Origin of the sequence: Ningiella ruwaisensis, from assembly GCF_004798935.1 — a bacterium.
GTDB classification, from domain to species: Bacteria; Pseudomonadota; Gammaproteobacteria; order Enterobacterales; family Alteromonadaceae; genus Glaciecola; species Glaciecola ruwaisensis.
Genome location: NZ_RAHT01000002.1, coordinates 350,041 through 364,594, shown reverse-complemented (window position 1 = coordinate 364,594; position 14,554 = coordinate 350,041). Strand labels below are relative to the sequence as shown.

The 14,554-nt window shown below is 43.3% G+C and carries 13 protein-coding genes; 5 read left to right on the top strand and 8 right to left on the bottom strand.

Going from position 1 to position 14,554, the window contains the following annotated elements; all coding sequences use genetic code 11:
• Positions 1-4 precede the first annotated feature (4 nt).
• Both D6V41_RS05060 and D6V41_RS05055 read right to left on the bottom strand, forming a co-directional pair.
• Positions 5-1,396: a sensor histidine kinase gene (locus D6V41_RS05060; protein WP_136250393.1), complete on the bottom strand. Its 1,392-nt coding sequence runs from the start codon at positions 1,394-1,396 to the stop codon at positions 5-7.
• A gap of 74 nt (positions 1,397-1,470) precedes the next feature.
• Positions 1,471-2,163 (bottom strand): response regulator transcription factor, encoded by a 693-nt coding sequence (locus tag D6V41_RS05055; protein ID WP_136250392.1) that lies wholly within the window; start codon positions 2,161-2,163, stop codon positions 1,471-1,473.
• A 72-nt stretch (positions 2,164-2,235) separates the two neighbouring features.
• Here D6V41_RS05055 and D6V41_RS05050 point away from each other — a divergent pair, with 72 nt between their 5' ends.
• On the top strand, positions 2,236-2,622 hold the full coding sequence (locus D6V41_RS05050) for an MAPEG family protein (protein WP_136250391.1): 387 nt from the start codon (positions 2,236-2,238) through the stop codon (positions 2,620-2,622).
• Between the two features lie 11 nt (positions 2,623-2,633).
• Here the strand turns inward: D6V41_RS05050 and aceK are convergent, their stop codons facing one another.
• The 4 genes from aceK to D6V41_RS05030 form a co-directional block, all read right to left on the bottom strand.
• Positions 2,634-4,421, bottom strand: a complete 1,788-nt coding sequence (gene aceK / locus D6V41_RS05045; protein WP_136250390.1) for a bifunctional isocitrate dehydrogenase kinase/phosphatase — start codon at positions 4,419-4,421, stop codon at positions 2,634-2,636.
• A complete protein-coding gene (locus tag D6V41_RS05040) occupies positions 4,378-4,938 on the bottom strand; it encodes a LemA family protein (RefSeq protein ID WP_136250389.1) in 561 nt (186 codons plus the stop codon). The genes aceK and D6V41_RS05040 overlap by 44 nt, the downstream gene beginning before the upstream one ends.
• A 75-nt stretch (positions 4,939-5,013) precedes the next feature.
• Positions 5,014-5,988, bottom strand: coding sequence for a hypothetical protein (locus D6V41_RS05035; protein ID WP_136250388.1), 975 nt, complete (start codon positions 5,986-5,988; stop codon positions 5,014-5,016).
• A gap of 50 nt (positions 5,989-6,038) precedes the next feature.
• Positions 6,039-7,121, bottom strand: a complete 1,083-nt coding sequence (locus D6V41_RS05030; protein WP_136250387.1) for a DUF4185 domain-containing protein — start codon at positions 7,119-7,121, stop codon at positions 6,039-6,041.
• A 265-nt stretch (positions 7,122-7,386) separates the two neighbouring features.
• Here D6V41_RS05030 and D6V41_RS05025 point away from each other — a divergent pair, with 265 nt between their 5' ends.
• Both D6V41_RS05025 and D6V41_RS05020 read left to right on the top strand, forming a co-directional pair.
• Positions 7,387-9,057 carry a sulfatase family protein gene (locus D6V41_RS05025; protein WP_136250386.1) on the top strand — a complete coding sequence of 557 codons (1,671 nt, stop codon included), beginning with the start codon at positions 7,387-7,389 and terminating at the stop codon, positions 9,055-9,057.
• A gap of 35 nt (positions 9,058-9,092) precedes the next feature.
• A complete protein-coding gene (locus D6V41_RS05020) occupies positions 9,093-9,668 on the top strand; it encodes a GNAT family N-acetyltransferase (protein ID WP_136250385.1) in 576 nt (191 codons plus the stop codon).
• Between the two features lie 36 nt (positions 9,669-9,704).
• Here D6V41_RS05020 and D6V41_RS05015 read toward each other — a convergent pair whose 3' ends face one another.
• Both D6V41_RS05015 and D6V41_RS05010 read right to left on the bottom strand, forming a co-directional pair.
• Positions 9,705-10,361: an RES family NAD+ phosphorylase gene (locus D6V41_RS05015; protein WP_136250384.1), complete on the bottom strand. Its 657-nt coding sequence runs from the start codon at positions 10,359-10,361 to the stop codon at positions 9,705-9,707.
• A gap of 77 nt (positions 10,362-10,438) precedes the next feature.
• A complete protein-coding gene (locus tag D6V41_RS05010; RefSeq protein WP_136250383.1) occupies positions 10,439-10,813 on the bottom strand; it encodes an MbcA/ParS/Xre antitoxin family protein in 375 nt (124 codons plus the stop codon).
• A 325-nt stretch (positions 10,814-11,138) separates the two neighbouring features.
• Here D6V41_RS05010 and thrA point away from each other — a divergent pair, with 325 nt between their 5' ends.
• Both thrA and thrB read left to right on the top strand, forming a co-directional pair.
• The gene (thrA, locus tag D6V41_RS05005) at positions 11,139-13,604 is read left to right on the top strand and encodes a bifunctional aspartate kinase/homoserine dehydrogenase I (protein ID WP_136250382.1); all 2,466 of its coding nucleotides are present in this window, start codon (positions 11,139-11,141) and stop codon (positions 13,602-13,604) included.
• Complete coding sequence (gene thrB / locus D6V41_RS05000) at positions 13,604-14,551, top strand: homoserine kinase (RefSeq protein WP_136250381.1); 948 nt, start codon at positions 13,604-13,606, stop codon at positions 14,549-14,551. The genes thrA and thrB overlap by 1 nt, the downstream gene beginning before the upstream one ends.
• The last annotated feature ends 3 nt before the right edge of the window (positions 14,552-14,554 follow it).

The following is a 14,554-nucleotide window of genomic DNA, read 5'->3' as shown; positions in this document are numbered from 1 at the left end:
TAATTTATTCTTTTGTTTCTGGCAGTTCTATTCGACAGCTTAAACCCGATGCGCGATTTAATCGGGTTTTGCCAAACTTAATTTCGCCTTTGTGCAAACTTACGATGGCAGCCACCAGTGATAGGCCCAAGCCATTCCCGCTTTGCGTTCGGCTTTTATCTTCTCTGAAGAAGCGCTGTGTCAGCTTATCTACCACTTCATCACTTACGCCTATTCCACTATCATCCACCTGAAAAACAAGCGCATTTTTGCGTTTTTCTCTAAGGAATGTAATTGAAATATCACCGCCTTCAGGTGTAAATTTTACGGCGTTATCAATGACATTTGCAAACGCTTGAAAGAGCAGGTTTTTATCGCAGTACAAAGTTAAATCAGACGCAACATTCATTCCCAGCGTGATGGATTTTTCTTCAATGACAGGCTGATAAAGATCAATTGCGTCTTCTGCGACTGCGCTGACATTCTCATGTGCAAACCCGGCGCGTTTAGCACTGGTTTCAATATCTGTGATTCTGAGTAAAGAATTGAAAATCGCCAGAATATTATCGCATTCAGCAATGAGTGCACCTTTCTCGTCATGCTCTATTTGCTCAATGTGAGATTTCAGTCTTGTAAGGGGCGTTCGTAAATCATGAGCGATGCTGTCTGACACACTTTGAATGCTGTTAACCGACTGCTCTATTTTGTCGAGCATTTGATTAAGCGCCAAGGTTAATTTACTTAAATCATCCCAGTTACTTTCAACATAAAGTCTGTCGCTTAAATTCCCAGTACTGATAATCTCATCAGCTGTATCAGAGATAAGATTGATTCGACTCACCACGTAATAGGCCACAACAATACTTAAGACTGAAATTATGCTTACAATCACAATCAACACGATTGATGATATTTGCGCCAGCTTGTGAGAAAACTCAATATCTTTAACGCTTCGGGCAACCATCAAAGAGTCTTTGTTGCCAAACTCGACAATCATGGCAATAGCCGTTTCCTTTTGGCCTCTTACGCCGACTTTATCATCGTTTTTGCGCAAGCGAACCTGAATTTCAAGTAAACCATTTTTAATAGGAATAGCATCTGACGCGGGCCACTTACTTAAATTACCAGCAATATATTCATCGTTTCCGTTTTTAAGGTAATACAAAAAATCGTTGCTTAAATTGTTGGTGCGATCCTGAAGGGCTTTGACTACAGCAGGGCGGCCTGCTGCATTGTATAAGCTTCTAAATCCGCCGATATCGGCCAGTATAGCAGCTTGTGTTTCGCGTATGAGCAGGTCGTCGCTGGTGACGGTTTGGACATAAGTATTAAACGACACGCCAATAAATAGCAATATGATGAAAATAAAGCTGACAATAAAGCTTGAGCTTTTGCTGTAGGCTTGAATGGCGCGCATTTATATGACTCCTGCTTGCCCATATAAAAGGCGTATCAGCGAAAAAACAAATTTCATTTTATGTTTATCTGCATTTAACCCGCACTGATCTTATAACCTGCGCCGCGAATAGTTTCGATCATAGGAAATTCAAACCCTTTATCGATTTTATTGCGAAGCCGACTGATATGAACATCAATGACGTTTGTTTGCGGATCAAAGTTATATTCCCAAACTTTTTCTAAAAGCATGGTCCGAGTGACGATTTTTCCCTCGTTCAACATTAAGTATTCAAGTAACTTAAATTCTTTGGACTGCAAATCTATCTCTCTGCCTTCTCTTAATACCTTGCGATTTATCAAATCCAGTTTAAGTTCCCCTAACACAAGCTCCGTTCTGCTCTTCACAGATGGGCTTGCGCGACTGGCAAGTATTTCAACGCGGGCCAACAGTTCTTCAAAGGCAAAAGGCTTAGTTAAATAATCGTCTGCGCCAGCTCTAAGGCCGGTTACTTTGTCTTCTACTTTGTTTTTGGCACTTAAAAAAAGTGTTGGGGTGCTTATGTCTAATTCCCGTAGCTTTTCTAGAAGCGCCAATCCATCTAGTTTAGGCAGCATTCTGTCAAGAACAATGACATCAAATCTTGAAGCATTAGCATCGCCAGAGCTTGCCAATGCCAGGCCTTTCTCGCCATCTTCTGCGATCACGCATTCGTGACCAGACTGTGTTAGTCCCTGCTCAATATATTTTGCGACGGTGGGTTCGTCTTCGACAATGAGTATTTTCATACCAAAAGAATAACTGATAACCTATTATTTGTGTATGTAAGATACTCTTTTAATTATAAAAAGGAACATTAAGTGTTTGTCATTATTATATGTATGGCTATTGTGCTGTTTATGCCGATGCTCGCTAAAGTCCCGCTGGCTTACCTGATGCACAAAGAGGGGAAGTACGATAATCGTCATCCGCGTTCACAGCAAAATCGTCTGGAAGGCTTAGGCGCTCGGGCAAAAGCGGCGCACGACAACTGTTTTGAAGCCATCTGTTTTTTTGCTCCCACCGTCTTGCTAGTGTTGGCGTTGGACGCGCACACAGTGTACACGGCGCAATTATGCATTGCCTTTGTACTGCTTCGGCTTATTTACTTGATTTGTTATTGGTGTAATTGGCACATTGCAAGAAGTACGGTTTGGGTCATTGCCATGGGCACGATCGTGGCGCACTTTGTTTTATTGTTAAAATAAGCGACGTGCGTTTAAACCTGGCGACGAAAACGAATATGTTCAGGGTAGGGCGTGAAGTTCTGGATAATGCCTTTTGCAGCTATAGCTTGAAGTTCACGCCAATATTGAGGCGTGAACAGGTCGCCGTGGTATTCCTTAAGCATATCTTTTAAGTGTTTTTTACCCACAATGAAGTGCTCAAACTGCTGTGGAAAAACATCGTCAGGCGCAACAGAAAGGGTATCGAGGGCATAAGGGTCGTCTGATTGTGGTAACTCTCTGAAATTGCGTTCGTTCATGTAGCAAATTTCATCATAATCATAAAAAATGACGCGCCCCGTTTTAGTAATACCAAAGTTCTTATGCAGCATATCGCCGGGGAAAATGTTGGCATAGGCAATTTGCTTGATACATAAACCTAAATCTTTGATTGCCGCGCGCTGTTTGTCTTCATCTGTTTCTTGCTGTAAATATAAATTGAGCGGGGTCATTTTCCGCTCGCAATATAGGTGTTTAATGATCACCTCGTCCTCTTTTAATATCACACTGCTTGCGCAGGTTTGGAGCAAGTGGCTCAGCAGGGTTTGAGAAAAGCGCGCGCGAGGAAAGCTGAAATTAACATATTCATGGGTATCAGCCATTCGGCCAACTCTGTCGGTCATTTTTACCAAGCGATAGCGATCTTTAACATGCTCACGGGTAATTTTTTTACTTTCAGCAAATTCATCACGAATGACCTTAAACACGACACCGTAGGAAGGCAGGTGAAACACCGCCATTACCAAGCCTTTAATGCCAGGTGCCAGTTCGAAATGATCCTCACTACTATCGAGATGTTGCAGAAAATTTCGGTAAAAAACGGTTTTTCCGTGTTTATAAAAACCTAAAGACGTATAGAGCTCAAAATGCTTTTTGTGTGGCAAAAGCTCTTGCAAAAAGGCGACAACTTCAGCGGGATGCTGTGTTTCTGCCATAAAATAGGAGCGTGCAAAACCAAAAATGACGCTCATGTGCGCACGTTCTGTTAAAAGCGCATCGACCATCAAGGTACCCATGTCGGTCATTTGAAGCGCAATAACAAAAGGCAGGGTTTCATCAGGCATGCAAATTCTGCCCACTAAATACGCGGCCTTGCCTCGATAAAAAACCGATTTCAATACCTCAACCGTGTGCACAGATGCAAGCTGTTCCCGATTTAAACGCTTTCTGAGCGCTTGATCCAGATTTTCCAAATCCAGGTCAAAGTTATCGTAGTCGACTTTAAAGCGATAGGTATCAAAAATTGCCTCGTACATGGCACGCACAGTGCCAGAGGTATCAAAACTGTTTACCACTTTGTGTCTGTCTTGCCCGGGCAAATAACACCGTGATGGCAGAACAAACATGATTTTATTATCTATGCGCCCGTGACGATAAATTCGGCCGATGACCGAGTTATAAAAGGTTTCCGCAAGCTCAAACTGCGGATGGTCGCTAAGTAATTTTGTGTAATGCTCTTTGGTCTGTTGCCAGAAGGTATCGGGGAGTTGCTGCGGGTGAATAGACTGATAAATTTCAGTCACAATTTCAGACAGGCTTTGATGATAAATGGTAATCCGTTCTTTTATAGCAATGCTTGAGGCACGCCACTGACAATTTTCAAAGCGCTCTTGCGCACCCGAGGTAATCCTGCTGTAGAGTCGATACGACTTATCGAAGCCGCTTAATATCTGATAAGCAAGCTTTTGTGGCTCTTGAGTGACATTGCCTGGTTGCGTGGCTAGCACAATCTGCTCGCTAAAAGTTAGGCTTATAACTGTAGCCGTCCATTGCTCCTTCATGTTTGAAGTTATCCAGCTTTTGTTTTCGAGCAAAAAATGCATTGACGAGATTGTAAGGCACCATTTCGATGGAATTATTGAAGTGCTCAACGGCTCGGTTAAATATAGTGATCGCGGCAGCGACATTTTCATTTTTATCGCTGATTTCTTCCATTAGCTTTTCAATGATATCTGTTGAACCCAATTCTGGATAATTTTCGGCGGTCGCTTTAAAAGAAGAAAATAAGGCATTTGATCTGGCTTCTACCTGTGCAAGCGCGTCAACGTCAATTTTATCTTCATCAAGTTGCCCGATTGACTCCCTCAAGGCAGTGACCTTCGCAAAAAAATCACTTTCAAACTCTTTAAATTCTTCGGCAACTTTGGTGAGGTCGGGAATAACATCCTGTTTCAATTTTTCATAGGTGATCACATCAGACCATGCGCGTTTTGCCCGGTTCTGATTGGCAATAATCTGATTATAAAGCACGATGATTGCGATGATGAGCAACACAACAACAACAGATAATACGATCATACAGCTTGTCCTTTTTGTCCTTGTTTTTAATAGCGCTTTCGTTAATAACAACTTAGGCTTGCGCCCTATTAAACGCTATTTGTTTTCATTAATAAAATGAATTAATGCTTTTGCTCGTTCCAGCAATACCAACTTACTGGGGGCGACCAGCCTTGCAAGATAAGTGTCGGGCTCTCTAAGCGAGGGTGTACTTACCTTTGTTGGCATAACTTCATGTGAAAGCTCAATGCAAACTCGCGACATTGGCGTTACGTCTAATGACTTTATGAAAGCAAATTGGTCAGTAAACGCCAATACGACCTTTGGGTCAAAGAATTTAGCGGCCTTTATCTCGCTTGCACAGCGTACTTTAAATTTACTATTAAAGCTGTGACTTGCAGAATCCCAGGCTTGCGAAAATCGAGGCACGTTAATACTCAAGAAATTAAATTCAGACATTTGCACAAGCATTGCGTATTTATACTTGGTGGTTTTTTGCGTTTTTGTGCGGGTTCTGCCTTTGCCATCAGTTGTGGTGTAACGCCTTACATCGACATAGCGAAACTCCACCAGTTCGAAGTCAATGCCTTGATCATTACCCGTGTAGCGTGTACTGATTTTCTGGCCTTCGTCGCCATCATTGAACATATGAAACCGATCTTTCAATTCGTACCAAAGCGCCTTTGGATCATAGGAATAATCGCGGGTAACGCCGGCAGCGATTGCCACTGCGCGTATGTATAGCTTATCCCCAGCTTGTTTAACCTTCGCATAACGCCAGTAAATACCAAAGGCGCAGCCAAGTGCGGTAAAACCACCAATAATCTTCAAAATCAATCGAGTATCTGGACTGACATGAAATTGTGGCCAAAAGCCAAGGAGACAAACAATGCTCCCTAAAACGGTAAAAAACCATAGAAATAAATTGTTGTGAACGTAGCGCTGAGAACGAGCAAAGCGCCTTATGCGCTCAGCCGTTTCTTGTATATCGTTGAGGTTTTTTGCAGCCAGCGCCCAGGCATTTAACTCACCTAAGTGAGCATTTAAGCGCGCATTTCTGTTCTTGTGCATTCCGTTTTTTAAAAATTTCAAGCGTGTTGGGTTGTAGCATACCGCGTTTTTTAGTTCAGAGTGACTTTTTGTAAATTAAACCGATACGGACCGGTAGGTATGCATGAGTAGAGCAAGTAAAAACTTTTACCGTCTTCGCTTATCCATTTAGCTGGAATGCGGGGTGAAAAACGATTTTCAGGTGCGCCCCAATTTTCCTCCAAAACAATGGTTTTCCATGGGCCCCAGGGATTGTCCGCTTCAAAAATACCCATATGCGGCTGACGCTCAGGATTATCATTTACCCACCACATCCACTCGCCATAGGGCGATGCAATGGACAACATGTATTTTTTAAGTCCGGGGTTGTATACAATTTCGGGTCTGAAAGTGCCCCTTGCATGCTCAAATATGGGTTTTCGCTTTTCAAATGCATCCCATATGGCTTGTTCATTTGCATCCAGACCTGCAAAAAAACGATAGGCATCTTGTTCCAGAATTTTATCTTTGTGCACGCGCCCTAAAATAATGCCTTCGTAATCTGCATATGCACTCTCACCATTTGGCGATATAAAGTAGGCATAATCGTCTTGTGCGTCTGCATAATTTTGACCTGCATTCATCCATACCGGATAGCCAATCTGAGGAAAATTCCAGTCAACATAAGTCCAGGTTTTGGCGTAATCCTTTGAATATTTTAATACTGAGCCTGTGCCTTTAGGCATATCCGGAAGGTTAAGATTACGTACCCATGCATAAAGCACAGACTCAATCATGACTAATCCACTCACTTTTGCAGAGTCGCTACCACCCTCCAGGAAGGGCAGTGTTCCGCTTTCTGATGGAATATCCTTACCTGTCACGTTAGGGGGTGTTCCGATTATCATCGTAGGTGAAATACTGACATCTTCTGGATGCACACCAAAGCCTTTCCCATCTGTAAAAAATGAATATTGATGCCCATCATCTGCCCAGGTGATTGCCCAGTTGTCGCCATGGCCGATCGATACGGTACGAGGATGAATTTTCACATTTTTGGCAAGCGGGCTAGCTGGGTAAGGAAGATCCTCTGGAAGAGACTGTGCAGAGGAATCGAAAGCGTGTGTAAATAGGTAAATGGTAAGAAAAATTAATTGTAACAGCGTTTTCAACATGGCGATTCCTTAAAAAAGTGACAAGGTAAAAAAGTGAAAAGGTAAATATTCAAATAACCATCACAACACGCTAGCATTACTTTTTAGCCTTCACTATATTTAAAATTAACTTTTCTGTTACAAATATTAATTACATTTCCAATGAAATAGATGTTAAATCTGTGAAAATAGTAAATTTCGTTAACGACATGTGACGAAGCGGTATTGCACGACCTTAAAAACCGAATTAACGTCAAACAAATATTCATCAGAATTAGGTAAAAGCATGCGGTTAATTTCAGGCGTATTATTTACAATCATTGCAAGTGTTGTTCTTTGTTTTGCGAGCAACGCTTTCTCAAGCGTTGAACAAAACGAACAGAGCACTCAGCATAAAAAGCAAAACGTCATATTTATTCTTACAGACGACCAGCGCTATGACTTAATGGGATTTATGAATCCGGAGGTCAGTACGCCTAATATCAATACCTTGGCAAACCAGGGCGTACATTTTAAAAATGCCTTTGTTACCACCTCTTTATGTTCGCCAAGTCGAGCGTCTATTTTAACCAGTCAATATATGCATAATCACGGAGTAGTAGATAACAATTCATCTGCCGATGAGGCTTCTCGATTTTTTCCTGAATACCTTCAAAAGGCGGGTTATAAAACCGCGTTTGTTGGTAAGTGGCACATGGGCGGCACAGGGGGAGATGCGCATTACACAGACGACCCTCAACCGGGCTTCGATTATTGGTTGAGCTTCCCCGGGCAGGGTAATTATTTTCCGGTTGAAGATGCACAGGGCAATGTGAACACCTTTAATATTAATGGAGAGCGTGTACCACAAATAGGCTACATTACCGACGAGTTAACCGATTATTCCCTTGAATGGATAAAGGCGCATCTTAACGATAGCAGTACTTCATCAGATGCAGACAAGCCTTTCTTTTTGTATCTTTCTCACAAGGCAGTACATGCAGACTTTTCACCCGCACCACGCCATGAGAATCTATATGCAGAGGTTGAAATAGCCCTTCCCGATTCCATGGCAGATACGCCTGAGAATTACGCCGGAAAACCCATGTGGGTGAAAAACCAGCGTAATAGCTGGCACGGAGTGGACTTCCCTTATCACAGCACCCTCGATGTAGCAGAATATAAACGTCAGTATTATCGTGCAATTGCAGCAGTTGATGACAGCATAGGCCGAATTTTAGCGTATTTGGATGAAAATGGACTTAAGGAAAATACCACCGTTTTTTTGATGGGCGACAACGGCTTTTTATTTGGTGAACATGGGTTGATTGATAAGCGCAATGCCTACGAAGAGTCTATTCGCGTGCCGCTTTTAATGTGGTCACCCACCAAAGTAGCGCCAAAGCAAAGCATTGAGAAAATGGCGCTGGGAATTGATATTGGTCCTACAGTGCTCGACATTGCTGGCGCTAAATCGCCCGAGCAGTTTGAAGGTGACAGCTTAGTAAGCATCATCGATTCCGAATTTAAAAGTGTTGCAGGGAAAAAGCCCGAGCAGTGGCGAGACGCCTTTTTATATGAATATTACTGGGAGTTTAATTATCCTCATACGCCAACAACCTTTGCGCTTCGCACCGACAAGTATAAGCTGATTCAATATCATGGGGTGTGGGACACTGAAGAACTATATGATTTGGAAAATGACCCGAATGAAATGAATAATCTTATTGAAGACCCAGATTTGCTGCGCGTGAAAGTAGAAATGCGGGAAAAGCTCTTTGATATGCTTGCAGACAAAAATGGAAATCACAGCGTGCCCTATACTGAAAAATTTAATCAAGGTGCGGTGCTAAGAAATAAAGACGGTTCAAAAGCCGCAGAGTTTCCTGATAAATGGTTAAGGGGTGACAATGCACCTGATAGAACGCAGTACTTTAAACCCGACAGACAATTGCTCAATGAGCGCGAAAATCAGTAAAGTAGACTGCTGAGAAAGACCTAAGAGAAACGCATATGCAATCTGAGCGCCTTAGTTATCGCTTGTTTGAAATAGATGATGTAGACAAGCAAAGCGAAAACATAAAAAAAGACATAGAGGAAATTTGGCAAATCGATCAAGACCCAGAGGTCATGCGCTATTTAACCGGAGGCAAGATAACTTCGCGTGAAGATTTGCATCAGATTTTTTTACCACGCATTAGATCCTATACCAACGTAGGTAAGGGGTATGGAATGTGGCGAGTGGCGCTAAAAGATACTGATGAGTGCATTGGTGAGATTATCGCTCGTCCAATGTATTTTTTTAGTCAGGCTCCTCACTTTCACGACATAGAGTTAGGCTGGCGCTTTACTCGTAAATATTGGGGCAAAGGCTACGCCTATGAAGCGGCAAAGCGGATTATGGATAGGCTTGTCCAGCGCCAGGAGGTGACTCAGTTTACTGCCATTGCTGACACAAATAATATCGCTTCGATTAGCATCATGAAAAAATTGGGCATGCGCTTTGTAGAGCATCGTATCCACTCAGATCCACTTGGAGAGACTGAAGTGGATGTGTATCGGGTGTGTAAATCTGTCTTTAATACCTAAACTTTAACTATCTCCTATAGCGGTTTCAGTTCACTGCTATTGCGATGGATGCGGAAGCGTTCCCGCGCTAAGGAATGTGTCTATCGAAAACTCCGAATTCAATGAAGTATCATGAGCGCAATAATACAGCAGTCGTTCAGGCGTCTGCTTTATTTGCCAATGGCGCATATCTTCTGGCGATCCTGTAATGATATCAAGATAAAAAATGCCAACATGCTTATCCCCCTCCTCGCGAGCAGAATAATAGGAAAAAGCGTCTACGCCCTCTTTGCGCATATAGGTTCCGACTCTTTGCGAACAAGTGTAATCAGACTTATGCTGCAATCCTCGCTGTAGTTCAGGGTCTTCAATTAAACACAAATCAACAAAGTTTTTGGTGCTGATATCAACAGCGAATGATGTTTTTTTATTCGTTATGACGCCTTTAAAGGGTGTTTCGCTTCGACTCATAAAATAGAAGCTGTAAAAGGCAGACTCGCACAGCGCACCTTTTATAGTATGGCTCGCGTAAAAAAGAGAGGGCTCGAATCGGCGACCAAAGCGAGACCCGTATTTTAATGGTGGGTATCGAAAGGGTGTTTTTAGTAAATAATGCCGGTCTGAACTATCTGCTTTACTGTCAAGGGGCGGTTTTGATGACTCGATAATATCTTCCAACAAAGATTGCTCTTCAAGCGTGTCAACAATTTGCATTGTCGCGGCACTTTCCTGTGATTCTACAACTCGATGAAAACGACCTTTACACTCTCTCGTAATAGAAGGTAGTGATATCACGCGTGTCCTCGCATAGCATCGAGATATTCGACTGTATTCACTAAACCTACTATCGTTTTCATCTTATCTAGAGGTTTTTGCTGGTCGAAGTCGACATTATTTGTGGTCAACCAATGCTGCATTGCTTCAGTTGAACCACCTAAGATGGTATATAGCGAACGATAAACACGTATCATCAACACGCTGGCCTCGAAGACTTTGTTTTCTTTCATATCCATTTTTTTGCGCATGCGCGAGACAGTCGCGGGGTCTGCACCAATTATTTGCCCGACAACATCATTGGATAAATCAAGCTCATCCTTAATATTGAATAAGGCTTTAGCAACTACTTCTGTTCGACTTACATTAGTTCTTTCTAAGAGCGCTTCCATATATTTCTCCTGCTACCTAAACCAGTATAGATTATTGATGATGATTGTGCAAAAGCATTAAAATTTACATTTTAATGCGTGTGCATTGATTTCAACGAGCTTTAGTAAAACAACAAAATAATCTGGTCGTCCTGTTGACATTTAGACGTCTATACGGCAAATTGACTTTATGAAAACAATTCTAAAAACTAACGACATGATGCGTATTATGACCATTACCACCTTTTTTGAGGGCGGTCGTTAGCTTGTGCCAGTAAAATAGTTAACGAAAGCCCGCATTAAGCGGGCTTTTTTGTTTACAAATTGTATGAGATAGGAGTCTCGAATGAAGGTCTTAAAGTTTGGTGGTTCGTCGTTGGCTGATGCAGCTCGTTACCTGCGAGTGTTTGAAATTAGTCAAGCCACCCACGATGCTGAAGGCGCGGCCGTGGTGCTTTCGGCTCCAAAAGGGGTGACTAACGCGCTATCGCTTTTGTGCGAGCAGGCGCAAAGTGGGAAAGACTACGGCGAATTGCTTGCAAAACTGAATATGACGCTAACCGGCATTGCAACAGAACTCAACGAAACCCTCCCAAATCTCAATTATCAAGACCTTTCAGCATTTATCAGTGACAAACTTGATTTACTTTCTCAGCAATTACAAGGTATTAAACTGCTTCGAAGTTGCCCCGATCAAGTTACCGCCAGCATTTTAAGCATGGGTGAATATGTCAGTGTGCGCATTTTCAGCGAAATTCTCAATGCACACGAAATCAACAATCAAATCCTTGATCCTGTGAAGTATGTGCAGGCCTCGGGCGACTATCTGGATAGTCTTGCGGAGTTAGATATTAGCCGAGCGAAATTTTCAGATGTTGATGTTTCTGGTAAGCAATTTTTGATCATGCCAGGTTTTGTTGCAGCCAATGAAGATGGTGAAAAAGTCACCCTTGGCCGAAACGGGTCTGATTACTCTGCTGCTATTTTAGCTGCTTGCATAAACGCTTCTTGCTGCGAAATATGGACCGATGTCGACGGCGTATACAATGCCGATCCTAATCAGGTAGAAGGCGCGGTTCTACTGGATAAACTGACCTATCAAGAAGCCATGGAGCTATCGTATTTTGGCGCAAAAGTCTTACATCCGAAAACCATTGGCCCAATTGCACAATTTGGTATTCCCTGTTTAATTCGAAACACGCTCAATCCAGCCGCTCCCGGTACCTTGATCAGCAATGAGAAAAGCGAACTATGGACGTCAGTCAAGGGAATATCTCATCTTGAAAACATTGTAATGTTTAATGTGTCAGGTCCAGGAATGAAGGGCATGGTAGGCATGGCAAGCCGCATATTTGACGTGATTTCCAAAGGAAATATCTCAATTTCACTTATTACGCAAAGCTCCTCGGAATACAGCATTAGCTTTTGCGTCGCGCAAAAAGATGCGCAGCGCGCCTTAGAGCTACTTGAAGAGAACTTTGCGCTTGAGCTCAGCAATCAGCTACTGGAGCCTATCGAAATGCGAGAGAACCTTGCCATTGTGACCTTAGTTGGGGACGGAATGCGCCAGTCTACGGGTATGGCGGCAAAGTTTTTTAATGCATTAGCACAGGCAAGGGTAAATAACGTGGCGATCGCACAAGGCAGTTCAGAACGCTCTATTTCAACCGTCATTGAAAATAGCAAAGCAAAAAAAGCAGTCAAAGTCATTCACCAGAACTTTTTCGCCAATCTCAACACGATTGATGCGATTTTTATCGGATGCGGGCTGGTGGGCAAGGAGCTGTTAGCGCAAATCGCGCAACAGCAAAACATATTGTTGGATAAAAATATTAAATTAACCGTATACGGTATTGCTAACAGCAAGGGCTGCCTGCTTGATGCAAGCGGAATTGGTGTGAATAATGATTGGGTAGAGCGCTTGGCAAACACCAGCGAGCCTCTGAGTCTAGAGCGTTTAACCCACTTTGTTGCCACTAACAGCCTAACTAATCCGGTAATTGTTGATTGTACCAGTTCGCAAACCATTGCCGATATGTACCTTGACTTTATGGAAGCCGGTTTTCATGTGGTAACGCCCAATAAAAAAGCCAATACGTCCTCTTATGAGCGCTATCAGGCGCTACATCGCACTGCGCTTGATAACAGCCGCCAATATCTTTACGAAACCACCGTAGGAGCGGGCTTACCGGTTATCGATAACTTGCAAAAGCTGGTTATTGCCGGGGATGAGCTTAAGAAGTTTGAGGGCATACTCTCCGGATCGCTTTCCTTTGTGTTTGGAAAACTTGAAGAAGGATTAACCCTCTCGCAAGCCACGCAAACAGCCAAAGACAACGGTTTTACTGAACCTGACCCAAGAGATGATTTAAGTGGAATGGACGTTGCGCGTAAACTGCTGATTATGGCGCGCGAATCGGGTATGGCACTAGAGTTAAGCGACATCGAAATTGAATCTGTATTGCCTCCTGACTTTGACGATAGCGGTGATATTGAAACCTTTATGAAGAATTTGCCGGCGTTAGATGCGCAAATTCAAAAGCGCGTTGAGCAGGCGAAAGAAAATAATGAAGTATTGCGTTATGTCGGCGCTATTGAGAATGGCAAATGCACAGTGAGTATTCAGTCTGTACCCTTGTCGCATCCCCTCGCTGCGGTTAAAGATGGTGAAAATGCCCTTGCGATTCATTCACGTTACTATCAACCCATCCCTTATGTGATTCGAGGTTATGGTGCAGGTGCAACAGTGACCGCAGCTGGCGTATTTGCAGATTTACTGCGAACCATGCCAACTCAGCAGGAATATCGCTAATGTCTGTGAAAGCGTTTGCACCAGCATCGATTGGAAATGTAAGCCTCGGTTTTGATTTACTGGGCGCAGCGCTAGCGCCGCTTGATGGGAGCCTATTGGGTGACTGGGTTGACGTGCGCGCAAGCAATTCATTTGAACTTAGCGTAGATGGGCGATTTGCTTCGCGTTTGCCAACCGGCACACAAAATAACATTGTCACCAAGTGTTATGAGTTTTATCAGCAAGCGCTAATTAGCCACAATAAAGCACCGTTATCTGTGGCGATGCACTTACATAAAGCGCTTCCTATTGGCAGTGGATTGGGCTCAAGCGCATCCTCCATTGTAGCAGCCTTTTACGCACTTAACGCTTACGCAGGTGAACCTTTCGACAAAGACACACTTTTGCTAATGATGGGTGAGTTAGAAGGGCAGATCAGCGGCAGCATTCATTATGATAATGTTGCACCGAGCTACCTTGGCGGTATGACCTTAATGACGGGCTTAGAGCGCCCCGTATGCAGTCACTTGCCTGTATTTGATGATTGGTATTGGGTAGCGTGTTATTCAGGGCTGTCGGTGTCGACAGCTGCGGCTCGCAATATCCTCCCCCGACAGTACGACCTTTCGACAACACTCGCATTTGGTCGACAGCTAGCGGTATTTGTGCATGCTTTGCATTGCGGTGACAGAGCGCTTGCAGCATCCACCATGAACGATGTCATTGCCGAGCAGCATCGCAAAACCCTGTTACCTAATTTTGATGCCGCACGGGACTATGCCGGGCAACAAGCTGCTTTAGCTTTTGGAATTTCAGGATCCGGGCCAACCGTTTTTGCAGTTGCAGATAAATACGAAAACGCGCAACATATTCAAACCTGGTTAGAAGAACATTACATTCAAAATGAAGATGGCTTTAGCCATATTTGCAAGATAGATACTGCGGGCACACGCATTTTGCCCGCGTAAAGG

Coding starts and splice junctions, on each gene's coding strand:
- D6V41_RS05060 (WP_136250393.1), bottom strand. CDS start 1,396: ATGCGCGCCATTCAAGCCTACAGCAAAAGCTCAAGCTTTATTGTCAGC.
- D6V41_RS05055 (WP_136250392.1), bottom strand. CDS start 2,163: ATGAAAATACTCATTGTCGAAGACGAACCCACCGTCGCAAAATATATT.
- aceK (WP_136250390.1), bottom strand. CDS start 4,421: ATGAAGGAGCAATGGACGGCTACAGTTATAAGCCTAACTTTTAGCGAG.
- D6V41_RS05040 (WP_136250389.1), bottom strand. CDS start 4,938: ATGATCGTATTATCTGTTGTTGTTGTGTTGCTCATCATCGCAATCATC.
- D6V41_RS05035 (WP_136250388.1), bottom strand. CDS start 5,988: ATGCACAAGAACAGAAATGCGCGCTTAAATGCTCACTTAGGTGAGTTA.
- D6V41_RS05030 (WP_136250387.1), bottom strand. CDS start 7,121: ATGTTGAAAACGCTGTTACAATTAATTTTTCTTACCATTTACCTATTT.
- D6V41_RS05025 (WP_136250386.1), top strand. CDS start 7,387: ATGCGGTTAATTTCAGGCGTATTATTTACAATCATTGCAAGTGTTGTT.
- D6V41_RS05020 (WP_136250385.1), top strand. CDS start 9,093: ATGCAATCTGAGCGCCTTAGTTATCGCTTGTTTGAAATAGATGATGTA.
- D6V41_RS05015 (WP_136250384.1), bottom strand. CDS start 10,361: ATGCAAATTGTTGACACGCTTGAAGAGCAATCTTTGTTGGAAGATATT.
- D6V41_RS05010 (WP_136250383.1), bottom strand. CDS start 10,813: ATGGAAGCGCTCTTAGAAAGAACTAATGTAAGTCGAACAGAAGTAGTT.
- thrA (WP_136250382.1), top strand. CDS start 11,139: ATGAAGGTCTTAAAGTTTGGTGGTTCGTCGTTGGCTGATGCAGCTCGT.
- thrB (WP_136250381.1), top strand. CDS start 13,604: ATGTCTGTGAAAGCGTTTGCACCAGCATCGATTGGAAATGTAAGCCTC.